Origin of the sequence: Variovorax sp. CF079 (assembly GCF_900101545.1) — a bacterium.
Classification (GTDB): Bacteria; Pseudomonadota; Gammaproteobacteria; order Burkholderiales; family Burkholderiaceae_C; genus Variovorax.
The window spans coordinates 26,593-49,698 of the sequence record NZ_FMZU01000024.1; the positions used below are offsets into that span (position 1 = coordinate 26,593).

The 23,106-nt window shown below is 65.9% G+C and carries 23 protein-coding genes and 3 pseudogenes; 18 read left to right on the forward strand and 8 right to left on the reverse strand.

Annotation, left to right across the window (positions count from 1 at the left end):
• The first annotated feature begins 15 nt into the window (after nucleotides 1-15).
• Nucleotides 16-213: a site-specific integrase gene (locus tag BLS74_RS27415; RefSeq protein WP_212733707.1), complete on the forward strand. Its 198-nt coding sequence runs from the start codon at nucleotides 16-18 to the stop codon at nucleotides 211-213.
• Nucleotides 214-438: 225 nt separating this feature from the next.
• Here the strand turns inward: BLS74_RS27415 and BLS74_RS27420 are convergent.
• A pseudogene (locus BLS74_RS27420) lies at nucleotides 439-836 on the reverse strand (transposase); the annotation flags it as partial.
• Nucleotides 837-1,020: 184 nt separating this feature from the next.
• Here BLS74_RS27420 and BLS74_RS27425 point away from each other — a divergent pair.
• Both BLS74_RS27425 and BLS74_RS27430 read left to right on the forward strand, forming a co-directional pair.
• Nucleotides 1,021-1,386: an ArsR/SmtB family transcription factor gene (locus BLS74_RS27425; protein ID WP_093110303.1), complete on the forward strand. Its 366-nt coding sequence runs from the start codon at nucleotides 1,021-1,023 to the stop codon at nucleotides 1,384-1,386.
• A gap of 10 nt (nucleotides 1,387-1,396) precedes the next feature.
• Nucleotides 1,397-1,882 (forward strand): SRPBCC family protein, encoded by a 486-nt coding sequence (locus tag BLS74_RS27430; protein ID WP_093110380.1) that lies wholly within the window; start codon nucleotides 1,397-1,399, stop codon nucleotides 1,880-1,882.
• Between the two features lie 564 nt (nucleotides 1,883-2,446).
• Here BLS74_RS27430 and BLS74_RS27435 read toward each other — a convergent pair.
• Complete coding sequence (locus BLS74_RS27435; RefSeq protein WP_093110304.1) at nucleotides 2,447-3,319, reverse strand: MBL fold metallo-hydrolase; 873 nt, start codon at nucleotides 3,317-3,319, stop codon at nucleotides 2,447-2,449.
• A 70-nt stretch (nucleotides 3,320-3,389) separates the two neighbouring features.
• Here BLS74_RS27435 and BLS74_RS27440 point away from each other — a divergent pair, with 70 nt between their 5' ends.
• Complete coding sequence (locus tag BLS74_RS27440) at nucleotides 3,390-4,787, forward strand: MmgE/PrpD family protein (RefSeq protein WP_244504025.1); 1,398 nt, start codon at nucleotides 3,390-3,392, stop codon at nucleotides 4,785-4,787.
• A 79-nt stretch (nucleotides 4,788-4,866) separates the two neighbouring features.
• On the opposite strand, the gene BLS74_RS27445 is transcribed toward BLS74_RS27440, so the two are convergent.
• Nucleotides 4,867-5,688, reverse strand: a complete 822-nt coding sequence (locus tag BLS74_RS27445; protein WP_244504026.1) for an IclR family transcriptional regulator — start codon at nucleotides 5,686-5,688, stop codon at nucleotides 4,867-4,869.
• Nucleotides 5,689-5,945: 257 nt separating this feature from the next.
• Between BLS74_RS27445 and BLS74_RS27450 the strand changes: the two genes are divergently transcribed.
• The 6 genes from BLS74_RS27450 to BLS74_RS27475 all read left to right on the forward strand — a co-directional run bounded on the left by BLS74_RS27450 (nucleotide 5,946) and on the right by BLS74_RS27475 (nucleotide 14,132).
• On the forward strand, nucleotides 5,946-7,424 hold the full coding sequence (locus BLS74_RS27450; RefSeq protein WP_093110381.1) for an FAD-binding oxidoreductase: 1,479 nt from the start codon (nucleotides 5,946-5,948) through the stop codon (nucleotides 7,422-7,424).
• Nucleotides 7,425-7,440: 16 nt separating this feature from the next.
• Entirely contained in the window at nucleotides 7,441-8,799 is a 1,359-nt protein-coding gene (purB, locus tag BLS74_RS27455; protein WP_093110307.1) for an adenylosuccinate lyase, read from the forward strand.
• 63 nt (nucleotides 8,800-8,862) lie between these two features.
• Complete coding sequence (locus BLS74_RS27460) at nucleotides 8,863-9,855, forward strand: tripartite tricarboxylate transporter substrate binding protein (RefSeq protein ID WP_093110308.1); 993 nt, start codon at nucleotides 8,863-8,865, stop codon at nucleotides 9,853-9,855.
• Between the two features lie 61 nt (nucleotides 9,856-9,916).
• Nucleotides 9,917-10,786, forward strand: coding sequence for a sulfurtransferase (locus BLS74_RS27465; RefSeq protein ID WP_093110309.1), 870 nt, complete (start codon nucleotides 9,917-9,919; stop codon nucleotides 10,784-10,786).
• Nucleotides 10,787-10,830: 44 nt separating this feature from the next.
• Nucleotides 10,831-11,811, forward strand: coding sequence for a Bug family tripartite tricarboxylate transporter substrate binding protein (locus BLS74_RS27470; RefSeq protein WP_244504027.1), 981 nt, complete (start codon nucleotides 10,831-10,833; stop codon nucleotides 11,809-11,811).
• 14 nt (nucleotides 11,812-11,825) lie between these two features.
• Nucleotides 11,826-14,132 carry a molybdopterin-dependent oxidoreductase gene (locus BLS74_RS27475; protein WP_093110310.1) on the forward strand — a complete coding sequence of 769 codons (2,307 nt, stop codon included), beginning with the start codon at nucleotides 11,826-11,828 and terminating at the stop codon, nucleotides 14,130-14,132.
• 91 nt (nucleotides 14,133-14,223) lie between these two features.
• On the opposite strand, the gene BLS74_RS27480 is transcribed toward BLS74_RS27475, so the two are convergent.
• Nucleotides 14,224-14,433: a hypothetical protein gene (locus tag BLS74_RS27480; protein ID WP_093110311.1), complete on the reverse strand. Its 210-nt coding sequence runs from the start codon at nucleotides 14,431-14,433 to the stop codon at nucleotides 14,224-14,226.
• Nucleotides 14,434-14,896: 463 nt separating this feature from the next.
• Here BLS74_RS27480 and BLS74_RS34010 point away from each other — a divergent pair.
• Nucleotides 14,897-15,016: pseudogene (locus BLS74_RS34010) on the forward strand (8-amino-7-oxononanoate synthase); the annotation flags it as partial.
• A 188-nt stretch (nucleotides 15,017-15,204) separates the two neighbouring features.
• On the opposite strand, the gene BLS74_RS27490 reads toward BLS74_RS34010, so the two are convergent.
• Nucleotides 15,205-15,837: an FMN-dependent NADH-azoreductase gene (locus tag BLS74_RS27490; RefSeq protein WP_093110383.1), complete on the reverse strand. Its 633-nt coding sequence runs from the start codon at nucleotides 15,835-15,837 to the stop codon at nucleotides 15,205-15,207.
• 117 nt (nucleotides 15,838-15,954) lie between these two features.
• Between BLS74_RS27490 and BLS74_RS27495 the strand changes: the two genes are divergently transcribed.
• The 5 genes from BLS74_RS27495 (at nucleotide 15,955) to BLS74_RS27515 (ending at nucleotide 18,387) form a co-directional block, all read left to right on the forward strand.
• Entirely contained in the window at nucleotides 15,955-16,881 is a 927-nt protein-coding gene (locus BLS74_RS27495) for a LysR family transcriptional regulator (protein ID WP_093110313.1), read from the forward strand.
• Nucleotides 16,806-17,162 carry a hypothetical protein gene (locus BLS74_RS34015; protein WP_139191751.1) on the forward strand — a complete coding sequence of 119 codons (357 nt, stop codon included), beginning with the start codon at nucleotides 16,806-16,808 and terminating at the stop codon, nucleotides 17,160-17,162. Before BLS74_RS27495 ends, BLS74_RS34015 begins: the two co-directional genes overlap by 76 nt.
• 29 nt (nucleotides 17,163-17,191) lie before the next feature.
• Nucleotides 17,192-17,434: a GNAT family N-acetyltransferase gene (locus BLS74_RS27505; RefSeq protein ID WP_280142669.1), complete on the forward strand. Its 243-nt coding sequence runs from the start codon at nucleotides 17,192-17,194 to the stop codon at nucleotides 17,432-17,434.
• 71 nt (nucleotides 17,435-17,505) lie between these two features.
• Complete coding sequence (locus tag BLS74_RS27510; RefSeq protein WP_093110316.1) at nucleotides 17,506-17,811, forward strand: hypothetical protein; 306 nt, start codon at nucleotides 17,506-17,508, stop codon at nucleotides 17,809-17,811.
• A gap of 183 nt (nucleotides 17,812-17,994) precedes the next feature.
• Nucleotides 17,995-18,387, forward strand: a complete 393-nt coding sequence (locus tag BLS74_RS27515) for a hypothetical protein (RefSeq protein ID WP_093110317.1) — start codon at nucleotides 17,995-17,997, stop codon at nucleotides 18,385-18,387.
• 487 nt (nucleotides 18,388-18,874) lie between these two features.
• On the opposite strand, the gene BLS74_RS27520 is transcribed toward BLS74_RS27515, so the two are convergent.
• Nucleotides 18,875-20,200 carry an adenylate/guanylate cyclase domain-containing protein gene (locus BLS74_RS27520; protein ID WP_093110318.1) on the reverse strand — a complete coding sequence of 442 codons (1,326 nt, stop codon included), beginning with the start codon at nucleotides 20,198-20,200 and terminating at the stop codon, nucleotides 18,875-18,877.
• A 426-nt stretch (nucleotides 20,201-20,626) separates the two neighbouring features.
• Between BLS74_RS27520 and BLS74_RS27525 the strand changes: the two genes are divergently transcribed.
• Nucleotides 20,627-21,163 (forward strand): hypothetical protein, encoded by a 537-nt coding sequence (locus BLS74_RS27525; protein ID WP_093110319.1) that lies wholly within the window; start codon nucleotides 20,627-20,629, stop codon nucleotides 21,161-21,163.
• A 243-nt stretch (nucleotides 21,164-21,406) separates the two neighbouring features.
• On the opposite strand, the gene BLS74_RS27530 is transcribed toward BLS74_RS27525, so the two are convergent.
• Nucleotides 21,407-21,877 (reverse strand): OmpA family protein, encoded by a 471-nt coding sequence (locus tag BLS74_RS27530; RefSeq protein WP_093110320.1) that lies wholly within the window; start codon nucleotides 21,875-21,877, stop codon nucleotides 21,407-21,409.
• Nucleotides 21,878-21,894: 17 nt separating this feature from the next.
• Between BLS74_RS27530 and BLS74_RS27535 the strand changes: the two are divergent.
• A pseudogene (locus BLS74_RS27535) lies at nucleotides 21,895-22,026 on the forward strand (LuxR C-terminal-related transcriptional regulator); the annotation flags it as partial.
• A gap of 536 nt (nucleotides 22,027-22,562) precedes the next feature.
• Here BLS74_RS27535 and BLS74_RS27540 read toward each other — a convergent pair.
• Nucleotides 22,563-23,000: a hypothetical protein gene (locus BLS74_RS27540; protein WP_093110321.1), complete on the reverse strand. Its 438-nt coding sequence runs from the start codon at nucleotides 22,998-23,000 to the stop codon at nucleotides 22,563-22,565.
• Between the last annotated feature and the right edge of the window lie 106 nt (nucleotides 23,001-23,106).

The following is a 23,106-nucleotide window of genomic DNA, read 5'->3' on the forward strand; positions in this document are numbered from 1 at the left end:
CGAACCGCCTCCACGATGAAGCAGGCGCTGCGCGTCAGCCCGGACGTGATTGATCGCTGCCAGAACCACGTGTTGCCAGGCAGCAAAGTGCGCAGGCACTATCTGCATCATGACTACGTCGAAGAAAAGCGTGAGGCATGGCAGCGACTCGGTCAGCGCATTGACGCCATCTTGACGGCCAACAACGTTGTGCCGCTGCAGCGGACGGCTTAGGGCAACGCTGAAAAAGCCGCCGATTTGATTGGTTCATTGGCGAGGGGTTTGCGCATTGCGGGATTGAGGGCCGGAGAGGAGCGATTTCGAGGCGATTGGGCGCCATGGGTGCTCGCGCAGGGGCGCTGGGCGCCCATTGTGGACGCACTCATGCCATGAGGCGCTGACGCGCCAAGTAGATGTTGGCCAAGCTCAGGGCCACGAACGAGCGCGTGGCGTTCTTGGCACCTGGCCGACCGTGGCAAACAGCCGCTCGCCCAGTTGATGCTTCTCCAGCAGACGACGAAGTTCAGCAACGTCGTGCCGTCGGGCACGCGCTCTCGGCCCAGATCAATGCCCACGAAGCCGCGCAGTGCCGTGCTGTCCAGCAGCGCCTCTTCACAAGCCTCATCGGCCAGGTTGAACCAGTGCTGCACGAAGTACATCCGCAGCATGCGCTCCAGGCCCACTGGCGGGCGGCCGTTGCCGGACTTCGGGTAGTGCGGTTCGATCACCTCGCACAGTGCGTGCCAGGGAACGATCTCGTTCATCGTCGCAAGGAACACATCGCGCTTGGTTGCTCGGAGGTACTGTTCGAATCCGGCGCCTTGATCGGCTGCTGCGGCAAGGGTTTGTTGCTTCATCCAGCTACAACGCAACGACGCAAGGGTGGTGGACTTTTTTTAATTCCGAAGCTACGGGCCTGGGGATTGCCGAGTCGATTGAATCTGCATCAAGATGGGGTCGATTTGGGGGAAGGCGGCCGGCAGCGCAGCGCGCGCTCGGCCTCCCCTTGCATGCCGCCAATCCGTGTGTATACTGAACTGCATGGTTCAGTATAGCCGGGCCCGCTTCGATGCCTCGTTCGCCGCGTTCTCGGACGCCACCCGACGCGGCGTTCTGGAGCAGCTCGGAGGTGCAGACGCTTCAATCACGGACCTTGCCGAGAAGTTCCACATGACCCTCACGGGCATGAAGAAGCATGTCGGCGTCTTGGAGCAGGCGGGGCTCGTCACCACGGAGAAGGTCGGGCGCGTGCGGACCTGCAAGCTCGGCCTGCGCCGACTTGAGGAAGAGGCGGCATGGATCGAGAGGTACCACCAGCTCTGGGACGCCCGCTTCGACGAGCTGGACAAGGTTGTCGAGGAACTGAAACGGAAGGAGAAGGTCGATGGACGCAAGAAGAGAGAGTGAGCCTACCCTCATGAAGAACCGCACGACAGTGGAACGGAAATCCGAGCGTGAGCTAGTCGTTACGCGAACCTTCAACGGCTCGGCGCGCATCGTGTTCGAGGCGTGGACCAAGCCCGAGCTGCTCAAGCGGTGGTGGGCACCGAAGTCGACAGGCGTGTCCCTGCTTTCCTGCGAGGCGGATGTTCGTGTCGGGGGCAGGTACCGTTTCGAGTTCGGCCACGAAGCCTCAAAGCCTATGGCGTTCTTCGGTAGGTATATCGAAGTGGCACCGCACTCGCGCCTCGTCTGGACCAATGACGAAACTGACGACGGTGCCGTCACCACGGTGACCTTCGAGGAAAAAGGTGGCAAGACGCTGCTGGTCTTGCACGAACTCTATCCCTCGAAGGAAGCTCTCGACGGTGCCATCGTCGGGATGGAAGGCGGGATGCCCGAGCAGTTCGAGCAATTGGACGAGCTTCTCGTCACCCTGAGCGCGAGCGCGGGACGGTCATGAAGTCGTCGATGTCGCGGTGGGCCGCCTGGCTCACCGCCGGCGGTGGGACGGTGTTTGACGGTCCGCGCGAAGTGCCGGGCGGCGGGTTCAGCCATCGCAAGCTGGTGCATGACAGCTATCAATGTCCCAAGTGGTTGGAATATGAGTGCGTCCACAATGGGCGCCCAGCGCCCCTGCGCGGGCACCCATGGCGCCCAATCGCCTCGAAATCGCTCCTCTCCGGCCCTCAATCCCGCAATGCGCAAACCCCTCGTCGATGAACCAATCAAATCGGCGGCTTTTTCAGCGTTGCCTTAGACAGGAGCCGCGGAGCCGCGGCAATTGGGCCGCAGCGACGCCACCACGGGTATATCTGGCAGCGTGAAGCCCACTCGGCCGCGGCGCAGTCGCTGCGTGTCGTCAGCCTGGTGCGCGCAGTGCGCGTTTTCAGACTCAATGCGGGGGGCCGAGCCGTTGCAGCATAGCTACGTCAATAGCATTCGTTTCGGCCAAGGGCGTATGCGAGATCGGGGCGAAGACGCAATCGAATACCGCCCCCCAAGTCCTTCTGCCGCCAACGCGTGTTCACAACCGGTCCACGGGAATCTTCAGATAGGCGGTGCCGTTGGCATCCGAAGGCGGCATGCGGCCGCCGCGCATGTTGACCTGCACCGACGGCAGCATCAGCGTCGGCAAAGCCAGCGTGGCGTCGCGAGCCTGGCGGCGCGCAACGAATACCGCCTCGAGTACGCCGTCGCGCACATGGATGTTGTCAGCGCGCTGTTGTGCGACAGAGGTGATGCAGGTTGCCTCGCGGTGCGCGGGCGGGTAGTCGTGGCAAAGGTAGAGCACTGTTTTCAGCGGCAGCGTCAATAGGCGGCGGATCGAACGGAACAAGGTGGGCGCGTCGCCGCCTGGGAAATCGCAGCGGGCCGTGCCCACGTCGGGCATGAACAAGGTGTCGCCCACAAAGACGGCATCCGGGCCGCCCCCCGGATCCGCGATGCGATACGCCACGTCAGCTGGCGTATGACCAGGCACATGCATCGCCTGAGCCTGCAGTCGGCCGATGGAGAAGACCTCGCCATCGGCGAACAGCCGGTTGAACTGCGAGCCGTCCACAGCCATGTCGTCGGCGTTGAAGACACCACGGAATTCACGCTGCACCTCGGTGATGCCAGCGCCGATCGCCAGCGCGCCGCCGAAGCGCCGCTGCAGCCAGGGCGCGCCGGACAGGTGATCCGCATGGGCATGTGTCTCAAGGAGCCACTGCACCCGCAGGCCGTGCGCATCGATGTGCGCGGCAACGGTCTCGACCGGACGCGAATGGGTGCGGCCGGAATTCTGGTCGAAGCCCAGCACCGGGTCGACGACGGCACAGACGCCAGCGCCGTCGTCGACCACATGGGAAAACGTGGCGGTGGACGTATCGAAGAAGGATTGAATGGAGAGGCTCATGGAAGTCTCAGCAAGAAGCAGTATTTTATATAATGATATATATTTCATTCAATAAAACATGGTGATCGCCGTGACCACAGCTTCCGCCAACGCGGCCTTGCCCGAATCCACTCTGGTGGCGCACCTGTTCGATCAGGCGGCGCAGCCGTTGCGGGCAGTTACGCGCGCGCGACTGGCGCAGGCACTGCTGGACTGGTTCACCGCCGGCTGGTCGGCTCGGGACTTGCCGGCCGCCGCGACCCTGCGCGGCCTGGGACAGACGCTGATGCCCGGCGCGGGCCAGGCGGCGCTGTTCGGAACCAACGCCGCGTGCGCGACACCGCTGGCTGCTGGCTTCGTCAACGCCGGCATCACGCACCTTCGCGAAATCGACGACGCCCACCGTGCGGCGATGCTGCATCCGGGCGTGGTCGCCATCACGCCTGTGCTGGCGCTGGCGTCTTCCCTCAGGCTGACGCGCGAACGCGCCGCACGGGCCATCGTGGCCGGTTACGAAGTCGCACTGCGTTTGGGCGAGGCCTTGGGCGCGCGCCACGCAGGCCAGTTTCACGCGACCGCCACGGCCGGCACCGTCGGCGCAGCCGCTGCGGCCGGCATGGCGATGGGACTGGATGCACCACGGCTGCACCATGCGCTGGGCATCGCCGCCACGCAGGCGGCCGGCCTCTGGCAACTGGTGGACGACGATGCGCACGAATCCAAGTCGCTGCACCCCGCGTTCGCCGTGCGTAACGGCATGACGGCAGCATACGCCGCTCAGGTCGGCCTGCCGGGCGCGCGAGCCTTCTTTACCGGGCGGCGCGGCATGTACGCCGCGCTCGCGGGCGAAGGTCCATTGACCTCAGTGGATGGGGGGCTGGACGCGCCCGAGCGGCTGCATACAGCCAGCATCAAGGCCTGGCCGGCATGCGCGATGCTTTTCACGCCGCTCGACGCCACGCGCGCGCTCATCGAGGAGCACGCCATCAGCGCCGCCGACGTGCAGTCGATGAAGATCGAGATCTTCCCGCACGCGCTCAAGATCGCTGGTGTGCAGTGGCCCGTCAAGCCGGCCGAGGCTAGCTTCTGCCTGCGCTACGTGCTGGCGGTGCTGCTGCAAAAAGGCGCGCTCGGCATCGCCGACACCGAGGCGCCCGACATCGACAACCCGACGCTGCGTGCGCTAGCCGCGCGCATGTGGGTGCTGCCGAAGAACGAGTTCCAAGAGGCCTTCCCACAGCGCCGCCCAAGCCGGGTGACCATCACGCTGCACGATGGAAGGCAGCTCGCGGCCTACCGTGAACTGCGCCGCGGCGATCCCGAAGACCCCTACACGTGGGCCGGCCTGCAGCAACGCATGCGCACCTTCGTGCCCGCGATGAACGATGCGCAGGCCGCCGCGCTGGGGGCTTGGTGCGAGAGGTTCACGGATGCAGCGCAGGACGCAGCGCCCTTCGCGCCGGCCAGCGCGCTGTTCGGTGCAACCTAGCGTCTGCCGCTTCATGCCTGGAAGGCGAAACCGGCACAACGGCTGACCCGTCGGGGCGTGCGCGCCGCGCCCGCTGCGGCTACCGGTGCCAGTCCCGGGGCGGACGGCTGCTGAAGCCCTGCTGCACCAAGGCTTGTTGCGCGACCTGCACGGCCTTGCGCTGGGCCGCCGCGCTCTGCCGTTGCGCGATACCGATCACGACCAGCGCGCCCTGGAAGACTCCATCGCTGTCGAACACCGGCACGGCCACCGACGCGATCTGCGGCACGCGTTCCTCGCGAGTGATGGCAAAGCCATCGCGCGCTATGGCCGCCGCCTGGGGCGTGCTGCCACCCGTGAAATAGCGCAGCACATGCGACGACGAGCCGCCAGCCGAAAGCTTGAGCCGCGCGCCCACTTCCACATGGTGGCGCACCTCGTTGCTGCTGTTCTCGCGGTAGAGGCAGACGCGTTCATCGCCATCGCGCACGTAGAAGGCCACCGTCTCGCCTGTCTGCCGCATCACCTCCTGCAGGACCGGCTGCAGCCGTGTCCCGATATCGAAGGTGCGCCGGTAAAGCATGCCCATGTGCAGCAGCGCCGGGCCGGGCGCGTAGGCGCCGTCGTCGAAGCGGTGGACCATGCGGGCTCGCACCAGCACACCGAGCAGCCGCAGCAGCGTGGCCTTGTCCAGGCCCGTGCATTCGGCCAGCTCGCGCAGTTTCAGGCGCAACCGGTCCTCGGTGAAGCATTCGAGGATCGACAGGCCGCGCTCGAGCACGCCGGAGGGCGGCTGCGGCGCACTGGCCTCCACTTCGGATGCCGGCGCTTTCGCGAGCGAGGCAACGCTCGATGCGCGCCGTGCCGTCTTGCGAGCCGGGCCCAGGTCCGATGTCCTTTTCGAAGGTGGGGTGGATCTCATGGGTGCAGATTGTGTTCGATCGTCGCATCGGTGCGGGCACGGTTGACAGTGCCTGGCACGCTCATTAGAATTTTGTTTATTGAACTGTATTTCAATCAATGAAATACTTCAAATCATAGATGAGCCATCCCTGCACGATGGAGCAGGGCCGCCCTGCTCCATCGTGCAGGGTTGCCGAGAAGCGTTTTTAGAGACGGAGACATCGGGTGTTTTTCTCGCGCTGGGACGATCGGCGCGTAGAGGCACCCGCCTTCTGCATGACCGCGACCATCGCCATTCCCGCCGCCCCTGTCACCGACACGCTGGCCGAGACGCTGTCCGGCATCGTGGGCGCCGCCCACGTGTTGACGGCCGCCACCGACATGGCCCGCTACGAGGCCGAGTGGCGCCGCACCTACCCCGGCGCCGCGCGCGCCGTGGTGCGGCCGGCCAGCACCGACGAGGTGTCGCGCGTGGTCGCGGCCTGCGCGGCCGCGGGCGTGTCCATCGTGCCGCAGGGCGGCAACACCGGCCTCGTCGGTGGCTCTACGCCCGACGATTCGAGGACCGAGGTGGTGCTGAGCCTCGAGCGCATGCGCGCCGTTCGTCGCGCGGATCCGCTGGACAACACGCTCACGGTCGAGGCCGGCTGCACCGTGCTCGAGGCGCAGGCGGCGGCCGAGGCGGCGGGCCGCCTGTTCCCGCTCTCTCTGGCATCCGAAGGCAGTGCCACGGTGGGCGGCGTGGTCTCCACCAACGCGGGCGGCGAGCAGGTCCTGCGCTACGGCAACACGCGCGAGTTGGTGCTGGGCCTGGAAGTGGTGCTGGCCGATGGCCGCATGCTCGATCTGCTGGGTGCGCTGCGCAAGGACAACACGGGCTACGACCTGAAGCAGCTCTTCATCGGCGGCGAAGGCACGCTGGGCATCGTGACCGCCGTCACCTTCAAGCTCTTTTCGCGGCCGCGCCAGGTGGTCACGGCCTGGGTCGCGGTGCGCGACCCGCAGGCCGCGGTGGTGCTGCTGTCGCGACTGACCGATGCGGTGGGCGAGCGCGTGACCGCGTTCGAGCTGATCGGCGAAGGCCCGCTGGGCCTGGTGCTCCGGCACGCCACGGCAGGCATGCGCGCACCGCTTGGCGGCGTGACGCCGTGGTCGGTCCTGCTCGACGTGTCCGAAGTCTCCGCGAGCCTGGACCTGCAGCCAGCGGTGGAGGACGTGCTGGGTGCCGCAATGCATGATGGGCTGGTGCTGGATGCCGCGCTCGCCGCCTCCGACAGCCAGGCCCATGCCTTCTGGGCGCTGCGCGAGCACGTCCCCGAGGCCCAGCGGCTGGAAGGCCCGTCGATCAAGCACGACATCTCGGTGGCCATCTCGCGCATTCCCGATTTCATCGCCGAGGCCGGCGCGGCGCTGCAGCAGCTGATGCCCGGCATTCGCATCGTCTGCTTCGGCCACGTGGGCGACGGCAACCTGCACTACAACCAGAGCAAGCCTGCCGGCATGGCCGATGCCGATTTCCGTTCGCACGAGGAGGCGGTGCACGGTGTCGTGCATGCCACCGCTGCGCGGCTGGGCGGCTCCATCTCCGCGGAGCACGGCATCGGGCGGCAAAAGCAAGCGGCCTTCATGCACTACAAGAGCCCGGTCGCGCTGGCCGCGATGGCGCAAATCAAACGTGCGCTGGACCCGGCCAACACCTTCAACCCAGGCCGTATGCTGCCGCGCGCGTTGCTGGACTCCCTCACCTCTCGCTAATACCCACAGGACCTCCATGCCCGTTTCCGTCTTCGACATGCAATCGCTTCAGCACCTTTGGGGCACCGATGAACTGCGCACCATCTTCGGCGAGGAGAACCGCATCCAGAAGTGGCTCGACTTCGAAGCCGCGCTGGCGTCCGCACAGGCCGAGCTGGGCATCATCCCGGCAGCCGCCGCGAGGGAGATCGCGAGCAAGGCCAAGGTCGAGAACGTCGACATCGCCGCGATGTCGGCCGAGATCCGCCGCATCAAGCATTCACTGGTACCAGCACTCAAGCAATTGCAGGCCGCCTGCTCCAGGGAGAACGGCGAATGGGTGCACTACGGCGCCACCACACAGGACGTGGTCGATACCGGCGTGGCACTGCAGCTCAAGGAATTCCACGCCGTGGCGATGCGCGACCTGCAGGCCGTGGGCAAGGAACTCAGCCGCCTGGCCGTGGCCCACCGCGACACGCCCATGGCGGGCCGCACGCACGGCGTGCAGGCGCTGCCGATCACCTTTGGCCACAAATGTGCGCTGTGGCTCGACGAGCTCGGCCGCCACCACGAGCGCCTGGTGCAGGCCGCACCGCGCGTCCTGGTCGGCATGCTCGCCGGTGCGGTGGGCAGCCAGGCTTCGCTGGGCCCGAAGGCGATCGAGCTCGAGGCCCTGATGCTGCAGAAGCTCGGCCTGGGCGTGCCCACGATCAGCTGGGCACCGGCGCGCGACCGCTTCACCGAATACACGAGCCTGCTCGCCATGGTGGGCAGCACGCTGTCGAAGATCGGCAACGAGCTCTTCAACATGCAGCGCAACGAGTTCGGCGAAGTCGAGGAAGGTTTCTCTGAAGGGAAGCTCGGCTCGTCCACCATGCCGCACAAGCGCAACCCGACCTCCGCCGAGAACCTGGCGGGCCTGTCCAGGCCGCTGCGCTACAACGCCGCAATGATGGTCGAGGGCATGGTGCAGGAGGGCGAGCGCGACGGCATCGCCTGGAAGATGGAATGGAAGGCCTTGCCCGAGTGCTGCATGATCGCCGGCGCCATGCTGTTCCAGGCCAGGAACCTGCTGGCGGGCCTGAAGGTGAATGCCGACGTGATGGCCATCAACCTCGACAGGATGCGCGGCTACCTGCTGTCGGAACGCGTGATGCTGGAACTGTCGGAGCGCGTCGGCAAGCAGACCGCGCACGAATGGATCTACGAGGCCTCGATGCACGGCATCACGCAGAAGCTGACGTTCGCCGACGCGATGCGCGAGCACGTGGGCCTCGGCAAGCTGCTGACCGACGACGAGATCCGCGACATGACGGATCCCGCGGCCTATCTGGGCCAGTGCGGCGCCTCGGTGGACCGTGTCGTGGCCGCGCAGGCGGCCTGGCTCCGGTGAATTGAACCCCGGGAAGTGCGCACGGCGCCTCCCTCGCTCACGAACCAATAAAGGAGACATGACATGCACACCCTCGTCCCGAGTCGCCGCCGTCTGTGCGTCCTCGCGTTGGCCGGCGCCGGCATGCTGGCCCTGGCCGCGCCCGCCGCCCAGGCGGCCTACCCCGAACAGCCCCTCAAGCTCGTGGTGGGTTTTCCGCCCGGCGGCGGCGGCGACCTGTACGGTCGGTTGATCGCCAACGCCATGGGCAAGACGCTCGGGCAGGCCGTGGTCGTCGACAACCGCGCCGGCGCCGGCGGCAACATCGCCGCCGACATCGTTGCCAAGGCCAGGCCCGATGGCTACACCATCCTGCTGGCCATGAGCGGCAACCTGGCGGTCTCGCCCGCCATGAAGGCGCAGAGCCTTCCCTACAAGGTGCCCGACGACTTCACGGCGATCGGGCTGATCCTGGAGGCGCCGCACGGCCTGTTCGTCAGCCAAGGTTCGCGCTTCAAGACGGCGCGCGACCTGCTCGATGCCGCGAAGACGCAGAAGCTGAGCTTCGCCTCCACCGGCACTGGCGGCGCCGCACACATCGGCATGGAAATGGTCAAGCAGAAGGCCGGCGTGGAGATGCTGCACGTGCCCTACAAGGGGTCGGGCCCGGCCATCACCGACATGATGGGCGGCCAGGTCGACAGCTTCTTCGCCACCGCATCCCCGCTGGTCGGCCAGGTGCGCCAGGGCCAGCTGCGGCTGCTGGCGATCACCGGAGAAAAGCGCAACCCGGCGATCCCCGAGGTGCCGACCTTCAGGGAGCTTGGGGTGAACGTGGCGGTGACGCAGTGGTACGGCCTGGTGGCGCCCGCCGGCACGCCGCAGGCGGTGGTGAAGCTGCTGTCCGATCACCTCGGCCGCGCACTGGCGACGCCGGAGGTACGCGATGCCATTCGCAAGGACGCTGCCATCGAGCGCGACCTGCCGATGGATGGCTTTCGAAACTTCATCGTGGAGGACATCGCGCGCTACAAGGCGGCGATCACGCCTGCGCTGATGAAGGAAGTCTCCCAATGAACCATCGCCAGCCGCACCCCTGTTCGCTGCGCGCCATGGACGCCCTCGCCGATTCCAGGAAATGAACCACATGACCTACGACACCCTCATCTCCGCCGAGCAACTGGCCGACGCGCAACGCAGTGCGCATCCCCCGCTGGTGCTGGACTGCAGCTTCGAACTGACCAAGCTCGACGCCGGCCAGCAGGCCTACGACGCGGGGCACATCCCCGGAGCGGTCTACCTCCATCTGGAACATGCCCTCTCGGCCGAGAAGACCGGCCGCAACGGCCGCCATCCGCTGCCCACCCGCGAAGCCTTCGCCCGCACCATGGCCGCGATCGGCGTGGCCGGCGACACCCAGGTCGTGGCGTACGACAACGCGGGCGGCATGTATGCAGCGCGCCTCTGGTGGATGCTGCGCTGGGCCGGGCACCGCGCCGTGGTCGTGCTCGACGGAGGCATCGCGGCCTGGAAGGCCGCGGGCCATGCGGTGTCAACCGAGGCGACATCCGCGCGGGCGCCCGGCAACTTCGCGTTGCGCGAACCGCTGGTCACGACCCTTTCCTACGACCAGGTGAAAGCCAACATCGACAGTCGGCGCAAGCTTGTGCTCGACGCCCGCGCACCCGACCGCTTCCGAGGCGAGAACGAAACGATCGATCCGGTCGGCGGCCACATTCCCGGCGCGAAGAACCGCCTGTTCAAGGACAACCTGGACGCCGACGGCCGCTTCAAGCCCGCCCACCAGCTGCGCGCCGAGTTCGACGCCATCACCGGCGGCAGGCCCGCCACGGACCTGGTAAACCAGTGCGGCTCGGGTGTCACCGCCTGCCACAACCTGCTGGCCATGGAAGTGGCGGGCCTGAAGGGCGCGGCGCTGTACCCCGGATCGTGGAGCGAATGGAGCGCACAGCCCGGCGCGCCGATCGCAACAGGACCGGCAGCCTGACGAGGCCGGCTGCATCCCCTGATCGCCCATTCGGAGACACCCTCGTGCCAACGCCAAGACGCCATTTCCTGCGCCGCTCGGCGGCCCTGCTCGCCGTGGCGGGCTTCACGGCCCTGACGGGCATCGCCCACGCTGGCTACCCCGAGCAGCCGATCAAGCTGGTCGTGGGGTTTCCGCCCGGCGGCGGCGGCGACCTCTACGGCCGCGTCATCGCCAATGCGCTCGGCAAACACATCGGCCAGGCGGTGATCGTGGACAACAGGGCGGGCGCCGGCGGGAACATCGCGGCCGAGACCGTGGCGCGCGCCCGGCCCGACGGCTATACGCTGATCCTCGCCATGAGCGGCAATCTGGGCAGCGCGCCCGCGATTCGCGGCAACCTGCCCTACAAGGTGCCTCAAGACTTCGTGCCCATTGCCCAGCTGGTCGAGACGCCCTTCGGCCTGATGGTGAGCGGCAACTCGAAGATCGAGACCATGAAGGACTACGTGGCCGAGGCCAAGGCGGGCAAGCTCACCTACGCTTCGACCGGCACCGGCGGCGCGGCGCAGATCGTGATGGAGATGGTCAAGCAGCAGGCCAGCCTGGACATCCTGCACATCCCCTACAAGGGCTCGGGTCCCGCGCTCAACGACCTGTTCGGCGGCCAGGTGGCAAGCTTCTTCGCGCCCTACACGCCGCTGATGGGGCAGATCACCGGCGGCAAGCTCAGGCTGCTGGCCGTGAGCAGCCCGCGCCGCGTGCCCTCGCTGCCGGACGTGCCCACGCTCAAGGAGTCGGGCATCGACGTCGTGATGACGCAGTGGTATGGCCTGGCCGCTCCGGCCGGCACGCCCAGGGAGGTAGTCGACACCATCGGCCGCGCCGTCAAGGAAGCCATGAAGGATCCCGAAGTGCTCAAGGTCTACCGCGCCGATGGTGCGCGGGAAGCCACGCTGACCGGCGACCCGTTCCGCGATTTCATCGTCAAGGACGTTGCGAACTACAAGCGCGCCGTCGAGCGCGGTGGATTGAAGGCCGAGTAGCAAGCATCCGCACCATGCCGACCGACACGCCCGTTTTCCATCCGCACAGCGCCCACTGGGGCGTTTTTTCCGCCGCCTGGGACGGCCGTACGCTCGCGGTGAAGCCGCATCCGGACGATCCGGACCCGAACCCGTTGATCGACAATTTTCCCGATGCGCTGCGCCACAGGGCGCGCGTAACCACCCCGATGGTGCGCAAGGGCTGGCTGGAGCGCGGCCCGGGACCCGATCCGATGCGCGGCCAGGACGCGTATGTGGCCATGCCATGGAGCGAGGTGCTGGACCTGCTGGCCGGGGAACTGCGGCGCGTGAAGGAACAGCATGGCGCCGGCGCGGTCTTCGGCGGCTCCTACGGCTGGTCGAGCGCGGGGCGCTTCCATCATGCGCAGAGCCAGGTCCACCGCTTCCTCAACACGACGCTCGGCGGCTACGTGCGCTCGGTCAACAGCTACAGTGCCGGCGCCTCGGGCCCGATGCTGCCGCACATCCTCGGCTCGATGGAAGAGGTGGCGCGCCGCAACGTGACGTGGGAGCAGATCGTCGAGCACACCGAGGTGGTACTGGCCTTCGGCGGCATGGCGCTGAAGAATTCGCGCGTGGCCTCGGGCGGCATCAGCCGCCACATCGAGCGCGGTTCCATGCGCGAAGCGGCGGCGCGTGTCTGCCGCCTCGTCTCCATCAGCCCGCTCAGGAGCGACCTGCCCGAGGAGGCGCAGTTCGAATGGCTGCCCGCGAGGCCCAACACCGATACGGCGCTGATGCTGGCCCTGGTGCACCAGATCGTCAGCGACGGCGCGCATGATCGCGACTTTATTGCCCGCTGCTGCGCCGGCTGGGCCACGTTCGAGGACTACCTGATGGGCCGCAGCGACGGTGTGGCCAAGAGCTGCGCCTGGGCCGCACCGATCTGCGACCTGCCAGCGCAGCAGCTCGTCGAGCTGGCCCGCTCGCTCGTCGGCAAGCGCACGCTGGTGGTCGTGTCGCACTCCCTGCAGCGCGCCGAGCACGGCGAGCAGCCGGTCTGGATGGGCGCGGTGCTGGCCGCGGCGCTGGGCCAGCTGGGCCTGCCCGGTGGCGGCTACAACTACGCGCTGGGCACGCTGGCGCACTACGGCAAGCGCAACAACGCCGTGCCGGCGGCCGCGCTGCCCCAGGGCACCAACGGCGTGAAAGCGTTCATTCCGGTCGCGCGCATCAGCGACATGCTGCTCAATCCCGGCCAGCCTTTCGACTACAACGGCCAGCGCCGAACCTACCCGTATATCCGCCTCGCCTATTGGGCGGGCGGCAACCCGTTTCACCACCACCAGAACCTAGCGCGCCTGGCCGAGGCTTTCCGCACCCTCGACACCTTCGTCGTGCACGAGATCGCCTGGACCGCGACCGCGCGCCATGCCGACATCGTGCTGCCCAGCACCATGACGCTGGAGCGCGAGGACATCGGCGCTACGCCCACCGATCCGATGGTGGTGGCGATGCACCGCATCGCCGAGCCATGCGGCCTGGCGCGCGACGACTACGACATCTTCTGTGAGCTGGCCGGGCGCCTCGGCGCGCTCGAGGCCTTCAGCGAGGGCCGCACGACGCGCGAATGGCTGGCCCACCTGTACGAACGCACCCGCGCCGGGCTCGAGGATCTGGGCCTGGAAGCGCCGGATTTCGAGACCTTCTGGCAGCGCGGCGAACTCATGCTGCCGCAGCGGGACGACGATGGCGGCATGCTGCGCGCCTTCCGGAACGACCCCGTCAGCGCGCCGCTGCCCACACCGAGCGGCAAGGTGCAGGTCAGCTCGCCGGCCGTTGCCGCCTTCGGCTACGCCGACTGTCCGGGCCATCCGGCGTGGCTTGCGCCGAAGTTCGCGCCGACCGCCGAGTATCCGCTGTGGCTGGTCGCCAACCAACCGCACACCAGGCTGCACAGCCAGCTCGACTTCGGTGCGCACAGCCAGGCCAGCAAGCGCCGCGGACGCGAGGTCTGCACGCTGCACCCGACGGCCGCTGCGGCGCGCGGCGTCAGGGAGGGCGACATCGTGCGGCTCTTCAACGAGATCGGCGCCTGCCTGGCCAGCGCCCACCTGTGTGCCGACATGCGCGAAGACGTCGTGCAACTGCCCACCGGCGCCTGGTACGACCCTGCGATGGACGACCAGGGCCGCCCGATGTGCGTGCATGGCAACCCCAACGTGCTGACGCGCGACATCGGCACCTCGTCGCTGGCACAAGGCTGCGCGGGACAGCTCAGCACAGTGCAAATCGAACGCTACGACGGCGCGCTGGCGCCGATCCGCGCCTTCGAGCCTCCGGCGGCCGTCTTTAGTTGAGGCGGAGCAAGAAGATATCGAGACAAGGCACGCACAGCGAGGCCCAATCGCAAACTGCGGCGAGCCATTCCTTCGCATGCTGTCACGGCCTTTAAGTCAAGGCTGCTACGGCGCTAACGACAATCGTCGGAAGCTTGGCTTCGACGAAGCCATACACCACCTGACCGTCGCAGGTATATCGCCCACCGCGGCGCAAATGCAGTGCCACGGAACTCGCGTGCTTCTCACCGTGAAATGCTTTTCGGCGCCAGACGTGCGCAGAGGCCGCCAGTTGTTCGTCGGTTAAGTCTTCCGTTTCCATCGGCCATTCATGCCGAGGATCATGCGTCTTCGCTTCCGCCATTTGGTGGAGCAGCACACCCGGTTGCCTCCCTCAACGTTGCCAGAAACCATTTGTATGCACGTGGCCTCAGCCCTGACGTCATTGGATAAGGCTGTGGATAGGCCCTTGGATAACAGTGCAGTGAACGGGCGATTTCGTCTTGAAAGCCGCGTGGTTGAGCCATCGACCTAGAAACAGGTCATCTGGGTCAGGAACCGGTGAGCATCCAGCCCAGCGGCTTCGCTCTTTGTCACGACATCTGGAGTTGACCCCCCATGGCGGCATCAGGAAACTGACCTCCGGGTTGTCGATCAATCTGTCTTTACCGACTCGGACTGGTCGGGCTGATCAGGCCAGCGCGACCTTCGATTCGAGCCGGCAGCTGTTGCCCCGGATCGTGACCACGTGGCTGGGTGCGCCGATGCAGCAGAACTCTCAACTTGGCTGGCGCCTGGCCGATTCCGCCACCGCGATCCAGCCAGCAATCGGCGGCGGCAATGCGGCGGCGCTGGCCTTGCCGGCGGCGCTCGGTGCACAGGGCCTGTGGGTGCCTGGTTTGCGTCGCTGGGGCAACGGCTGGCCGGCGGCGCTGCTCCGCCGGTGACCCCAACTGTCAGCAAACCGAGCCCTTGCGCAAGGGGCTTCGCCCCGGATCGTCCAGTCTAGAGCTAGACAAGTGGCGGAACGACGACGAAGACGCTAGGCCCCTGGCATGGCCCCTCGTGCTGGCCATCAGTGACACTCGTGTGTTCAGAGGCTCCTGGCGTGCTCGACGGCGCTGCGCCTGGCTTCGTCCCTTGCGCCGGCGTCGATCTCCGGGCCCAGCAGCGTCTTTTCCACGACGATCGAGCGCACGTCGCGCACGCCGATGAACCGCAGCCATGTCTCGATGTAGGGGCGCTGGAAATCGAGATCGTGCGCGGAGCCGTCTTCTCCCAGCGGATAGTCCAGCCCTCTTGCGCAGATCACCGTTGCCGCCTGCGTCTGGAGCATGCCGATCAGGCCCGCGGCATCGAACCGGAACAGCACGTCCTTGTGCGACACCACGTCGATCAGGTGCTTCAGCTTGTAGGGCACGCCGAAGTTCCACAAGGGCGCGGCCAGCACGATGTGGTCCGCGACGTGGAAAGGTGCGGCGGTCTGCTTGACCTGATCCCAGGCGAATTGCTGCGGCGCGGTCAAGGGCACGCCGTTGATGCCGGCGTATTTCGCGTCGAGCATGTCCTGCGACAGCTCCGGAAGATCCATGGTCCACGGGTTCAGCGTCGTCACGCGGCAACCGGGGTGGTTGCGCAGCACCTCGCCGATGAACGCCTGGGCGACCTCCGTGCTGGCGGAACGCGTCTTCCTGGGCGAGGTCTCGATGTAGAGAAGTTCTTTCATGATCGTGCGCAGCAGCAGCAAATGGTTGGTTCGGACTTGAAGGCTAGGCCCGGCGAATCGTGCACACAAGCAACATAATCTGCAGTCATTCAGAAGAATTCTCACTGAAACAGCCGGATGTTCGACTCCCAACTGCTGCGCGCCTTCGTGGCTGTCGCCGACCAGGGCAGCGTGACTCGCGCGGCCGACATCCTTCACCTGACGCAGTCGGCCGTCAGCGCGCAGATCCGGAGGCTGGAAGAGCAGCTGGGCTGCCGCGTCTTCGACCGCACGACACGTTCGCTGCAGCTTACGCACCAGGGCAGCGTTCTCCTGAGCTATGCCAGGAGCATCCTGAGCCTCCAGCAGCAGGTGGTTTCCAGGCTCGCGGCGCCCCGGCATGCGGCGACGACGCTGCGCCTGGGGTGCTCGGAGGGGTTTGCCAGCGAATGGCTGTTCGCTGCGCTGGCGAACTTCCGCCAGCGCAGGCCGGACGTGCATGTCGAGGTCACCTGCGGCATCAGCACCCTTCTGGCGAAGCAGGTCCGCCATCGATCGCTGGACCTCATGGTGGGCACTGTCTGCGATGCCGGCGAAGGCAGCGAGACGCTCTGGATGGAGCCCCTCGTCTGGGCGTTTTCCGCAAGAGCGCTGCTGAACCCGGACTCGCCCGCCCCGCTCGCCTTTCTCTCGGAGCCCTGCCCGTTTCGCGAAGCCGCGCTCGCTTCACTGGCCGGCCACGGATCGACGAACTGGCAGATCGTGCTGACCGCGCAGAGCGCCGGCGCACTGGTGGCGGCGGCCTCCACCGGATTGGCCATCACCGTGCTGACGCCTTCCGGCATGCCGCCCAGCCTGCGCTCCATTCCGCCAGGAAGCTTTCTGCCGCATCTGCCGCCCGCCCGCTTCGTGATCCAGCGCGCCGAACGGAGCACGGCGCCGGAGCCCTTGTCGGAGCTGGTCAACGAAGTTCGGGAGGCCTGCTTTCGATGGCGGGGCGCACATGCGGGCGCGTTCGAGCACCGCCAAGCATCACAAATTCCTTCGACATCCAGCGGCGGCTGATAGCGGCGATCGAGCGCCTGGCGGTTCTCTACGGGAGCAATGACGGCAAGGCAATCGGCAAAGAAAAACCCGCCACGCTGGAGAGCGTGCACGACGTCGCGCGGACCGCGGCGCAGTCGCGCCGTCACATGATTGCCAAGGCGGTCGAGCCGATCATTCCTGCACCAGCAACGATGAACAGCAGGCAAGCCATGCCCTCGACGATAGCCGACGAAAACAGCGATGGCCGGCCGGCCGCGAACGATGGTGGTCGACAAGTGCTCGAGGCGCTGGACGCCTGAACCATCGAGGGCTTCGTGGATACGTCTTCCTGTACTGGCTCCACATCGACGTGCTTTGGGTCGACGAGGCGGCTAGGACTGCGGGGCTTGGCAGCGAACTACTCGAGCAGGCCGAGACGAAGGCGAAGAGCCTGGGCGCGCATAGCGCGAAGCTCGATACCTTCGAGTGGCAGGCCCCCGATTTCTATGCGAAGCGCGGCTACCAGGAGTTCGGCCGCATCGACAACCGCACCAATGGGCTCTACCTAGCGTTCATGATGAAGAAGCTATGAGGACCAAGGGCAGAATGCGGGCCAATACCGGAAGTTCGTCTGTGCCAGTCAGTTGAAACACGAAAGATTCCATGCTTATCGTTCAGGCGGAATGCCCCATCTGCCGCAACGGCCTCATCGGCATTCGTAGATGCTCTGACGGCTCAACCCTTGTACTCATGTGCGACGAGTGCGAATCGGTTTGGGCGGACCCCGCACCGGCCGGCGGGGGCGCCGAGTTCACCCACTACCGCAATGCGGAAGTCACGTTGCGGGAACTGGCCACCGAGGTCTTCCAGATCATGGATCTCAGCCTTTTCTATGCCGACATGGGCTGGCTTCCAGCTGTCATCGATGGCAAGTACGCGCCAGCTTGTGGCGTTTGGGATGTTGCGTAGGATCTCCGGCTCAGATTCGGAGGTATGGCCCTCTGGCAGGGATCGGCCAGAAGCAGGTATTGGCAACAGTCCGTTCTCCGGCAGCAGAAATTCACTGCCGCAAGGGCGAAGCCACACAAATCGATTGGCAGGACGCGGCAGGCTGGCCTACATTGGTCTTCTACCCACCATGAGGATCGCAACATGCCCATTCGCATCGCATCGCTGACCCACCGCATCGCGAAGAACGGCGCGATGCTTCACCAGGCGACGATGGACCGCGTCCACTCGCTGGGGGCGGACCATGAGCCGTCCGAAGCCGAACAGGCGCTGGCCGAGGAGCGCCGCCTGCTCAAGGAGGAGCGTGCGAAGCGCCAAGCGCAAGCGCAGCAGCCGAGGGCGAAGGCCGTCGACAAGCTGGTGAGGACGCACCACCCGCAGGCCAAGGAGAAGCCCAAGGAAAAAAAGGAGCCCAAGGAGGCCAAGAAGGCCAAGGCTGGCAAGGCCCACAGGCCCTCGCGTGCCGAGAAGCACGCTGCGCAGGCGGCGGCCCTGCAGGCCGCGAGTAGAGCGCCGAAGAAGTCGGCGAAGACCTGAGAAGGCTCTCAGGCACCGCGCGGAGCGCGGACGCGCTCTTCCGAGTACAGGCGGAGTACGAATCGCCCTGCTTCGGTGTCGCGCAGGCCCCGAACCTCCTCGCGCATGGCAGGCGGCACCGCGTCCTGCAGGAAGCAGCATCGGTGACGCGAGCGCGGCAAACGTGAGATCCGCAGCCCTGAACCGATCGCCGACCAAGTACCGTCGCCCCTCGCGTTCGTCGACTTCCTCGAAGATCTCGCGCACGCGCAGCCTGGAACGTTCCGCGCTGTCTGGGGTGATCCGGAGTGTCCGCCTGCAGCAGACCACCCGAATTCGCCGCTCCAAAGATGTCGTTGGTGGTTAACTCATGACATAAGCGGTGTACGCGGCAGCACCATCCGATGTGCCGGTCCGCGCGCGTCCAGGTCGAGCAGCTCATCGAGCAACGAGCTCAGGCGCGGTCAGTGGTGGCGGTCCGGGAGCCTCATTGGTTTTGCCAGGCGCCTCAGTGCTCTACCGCGAACAGCCGCCACTCGCCAGGGATACCCTTGAGGCTTTGCACTCCTCGATCCTGAAACACGAGCCCGGAACCTGCGACAAGATCCTTGACCGTGCCGGAGACCAGCACTTCGCCGGCGCGCGCCTGTGCAGCAACGCGTGCGCCGGTGTGCACAGCGATGCCGCCGACCTTGCCTCCCATCCATTCGCACTCGCCGGTGTGTAGCCCGGCGCGGATCTCGAGCCCGAGCGCACGCACCTCCTCGGAGATCGCACAGGCGCAACGCACGGCGCGCGCCGGCCCATCGAAGGCGGCGAGGAAGCCGTCGCCGGAGGTGTCGATCTCGCGGCCGCGAAAGTGCTCCAGCTCGTGGCGAATCAATGCGTGGTGGCTGTCGAGCAAATCGTGCCAGCGGCGGTCGCCGAGGCTGGCGGCGCGCTCGGTGGCGCCGACGATGTCGGTGAATAGGACGGTGGCCAGGAGCCGGTCAGGTTCCGCGTCGTGCCGAGCGCCGGTGAGGAATTCTTCGATCTCGTCGACGATAGCGTCGCAGTCGCAGCCCCAGGGAACGTGATCGATGCCGTGCAGTTCGACCAGCTTGGCTCCGGGGATGTGATCGGCCATGTAGCGGCTTGCGCCGAATTCGATCGTGCGGTCGTTGCTGCTGTGCAGCAGCAGCGTGGGCACGCGCACGGCCGGCAGGACATGCCGGATATCGATCTCCATGTTCATGCGCACCAGCGTTGCCGCGGCCGCCGGGCTGGCGCTGGCGCGCAACCAGCGGGCCCACCACCGTCGGTAGCGCTCGTCTTGGGCCAGACTAGGGCACCGGGCATCGATGCCTACCGGTCCGCCCCAGTCTCGTTCGATCTGGTCGGCAAATGCCAGGTGCTGCTCGACCGTCGGCCCCAAGGGGTAGTCGGGCGCCCGTGTGCGTCGCGCGAAAGCGCCGCCCATGATGAGCGCCGAAGACCGTTCCGGATACGTGGCGGCGAACAGAGCGCACATCGCGCCCCCCTCGGAATAGCCGAACAAGGCCGCACGCTGCGAGCCGACCGCATCCATCACCGCGCGCACGTCGTCCATGCGAACCTCGAGGCTTGGCATGTCGTTGACACGATCGGACAGGCCGGTGCCCCGCTTGTCGAACAGGATCAGGCGGGAGAACGAGGCCAGCCGCGTCAGCAGCCGCGCCAGCGTCGGCTCCTCCCAGAAGACGTCGATATTCGACACCCAGCCGGGAACCAGCACCAGATCACGCGGACCGTTGCCGATCGCCTGGTAGGCGATGTTGACGCCACCGCTCCTCGCATATCGGGTTTCGGGAACCATAGAAGGTTGAGCCTCCGCACGCCGGTCCACTGGCACTTGTCCACGAGCGGGAGCTTGCCACAAAACGCACCGTCGCACCTTCGTGCTCAGCTCCCTGGCTCAAATGCGAACTCACAGTGTCGGCCAACACCAGACCTTCGCCAATGACCTTGCGTAAAAATTTCCGAAGCCAGGTTGCCAAGATTCGAGCGCCATGCGTCGCCCGAGGCTTGACCGCGCCACCCGCATAAGCGAAGAATCGCGCCGAAGAACAGGGCGAAGGCGAAGCCGGCCAGTGGCGCGGATCGCATTTTCAAGGCCCGGCTTGTTTGATAGCCTGTCGGCTGGTGGCCTCATAGGGTTGAAGGTCAAGATGGGACACTCGCCGGGGGCTAGCGAAGTTCGACTACTCGAAGGTCATCCGCGCAGATTCTGTAGGGGGAAAAGATGAAATCGATCGTGCATCTCGCGTTCGGCGTTCTGCTGCTTTCTGCTGTGGCGTTCCACGCCGGCGCAACGGGGACGAACAAGCTATGCAACGGACGACAGACGGACATCGTCTTTGCTGTAATCCATGAGAATTCGGACGATTCGGGTTCGAGATGCGAGCTTCAGGGATCGCGGTGCTACGTGACGCTCCAAGGCTGGTACACCATGAGGCCGGGAGTCTGCATGGACGTCGACGTGGGAAATCAATGGGAATCCTATCTGTCGATCTTCGTCAAAGATACGGCGGCCGGCCAGTACAGGCCAGAAACCTTCCCAGTCAACGACAGGTTCTACAAGGACAGAAACGAGAAGAACTCCGGAGTCGTTAACGTCACCGCGTGCATGCCTGTCGGGCCGTTCAAGAAAAAGCTGCCTGGAGTGCTCGCGCCCATGCTGAATTCAGCAGTCGCATGCGATCCCGGCGAGGCGCTGCATCCGGTCAATTACGTCATGCGCGGCGGACCGCAAACCCACGTCGTGGTCACGTTGAACTAGTGGGCTGTAAAGATTGGATCGTTCGCCGTGTCGCCACGGTCGGTCCTTCGCCCGAAACGGCCTACGTCTCAGATCGGCCACTTTCCGTCGTTGGCGAAGGGCGGCTTTCTGGCGTCCCGCTTGGCAACAAATCGAGCGATGGCTGCTGCTCGCAAAGCAAGGCTTAGCCGAGGAAGAGGTTGGCCCCATGCCTGTCTCGGAAACGCAAGCTCTACGTCTCCACGCAATGTGATGGCGCCATGCTCACTGCTCCCCCGCCACTTCGATTTCCACCCGCCGGTTGGGTTGCAGGCAGCTCACCAACGCTGCAGTCTTAACCGTGCCGGGGCACTGCACCACCGGTTGGCGCTCGCCCATGCCGGCGGCGCGAATCGCCTTGCTGTCGATGCCCTGCTGCGCCAGGAGCTTGTGCACGGTGTCGGCGCGCGTCAGTGATAACGCTGCGTTGTATGCATCGGAGCCGAGCCGATCGGTATGCCCTGTCACCGCGACGTAGCGCAGCTGCTTGAAGTTGCGCTTGATGTCCGCTGCCAGCGCTTCGATCTTCGTACGGACCTCGGGCGACAGGTCGTCCAGCGACCCGCCATCGAAACGGAACAGCCCATCCGCACCCAGCATCACCTTCTGCGCCGGCAGCGGCGCAGCCACCACCGGAAGGGGCTTGACCTCGGCCGGATTGACCAGCATCGCGCAGTCAGGTCCCTTCCAGTACATGCCGTGAGTCAACACCAATCGGTGAAGAGCTGGGAATCAGCGAGCACACGGTCAAGACTCATCTGGCACGTCTGTTCCGTCTTCTGGGGGTCAAGAGCCGCACTCAAGCCCTCCACGCCGCCCGACAGAACGGCATGATTCCGCCATGAGCGCAATGGCCATGAGCGCTCAACTTGTATCGCTACGCAGACTGTGTTTTGGACAGCCGGCAAGTCCGGCAAACTTCTGTCATGCCGGCCGCCAATGACGAGATCAACGCTCTACGTGCGAGCTTCGAGCAGTCGCATCGCCGGCCAGTGCGTAAGGCCAGGCATCTCGTCGACACCTTGCTCGCCAAACAGGGGGGCGCGGCCCCTCCAGCGCCAAATGGATCCACCGCGGCTACGGCATGTCGGCACCGCCTGGACGGACAAACGCTGATCGTTTGCGGGCGCCTCTACCCGAAGGAAGTGAAGACAACCGAGGAGCGCGCGCCTGCGCTTGTGGACTTCTGAGACTGGCGAACCATACTTCAGGCAGACAGTCGTCCGGCGCTGGTAGAGGTGGCTTCGGCAACCGCCCAGTCCGGTCAGTTCCTCGATGCCGGCGGCTGTCTCGACCGAGGAACTCGGCCTGTCCTTGCCACGCGCCAATACCGTGACAAACGTGTGGTGTGGCGCGAGAGGGGTCCGCAGCGGCCTGCCGCTCACTTCTTTACGGCCTTGATCTCGGCCTTTTCCTTCGCCTCTTCGGCCTTGGCCTGCTTCACACAAGCGGCCTTGGCATCGCCCTTGTGAGCATCGCATTTCTCCTTGGCGACGTTGTAGGCAGCCTCCACCCTGGCCTCGGCGACCTTGCGCGCATTGCTGTCGCTCGGCTTGCGCTGCTGGTCGAGCTCGGCCTTGGCCATCTTGTCCTTGCCCTTGGCTTCCTCGATGCAGACGTCCTTGGCATTGTCTTTCATGGCGTCGCACTGAGCCTTGGCAGCCTTGGAGTCGGCCGCGATCCTGTCGCGGGCGGCCTTGTATTCGGCGTCGGCCGGACCGAGCGTTGCCGGAGTTGGAGGTGCGCTGACCTGCGCGCTGGTCTGGACGGCAACCAGGCACGATGACGCAATGGTGAACATCAACAATAGCTTTTTCATGATGGTTTCCTCGACGCCGACAGGGTGTAAGGAGTCCGGTGTTCCTGCTTGAACTTCGGCGTCATCGTCAATGTAGAAATCGGCCGAATCCTGCGAAGGTAGGACG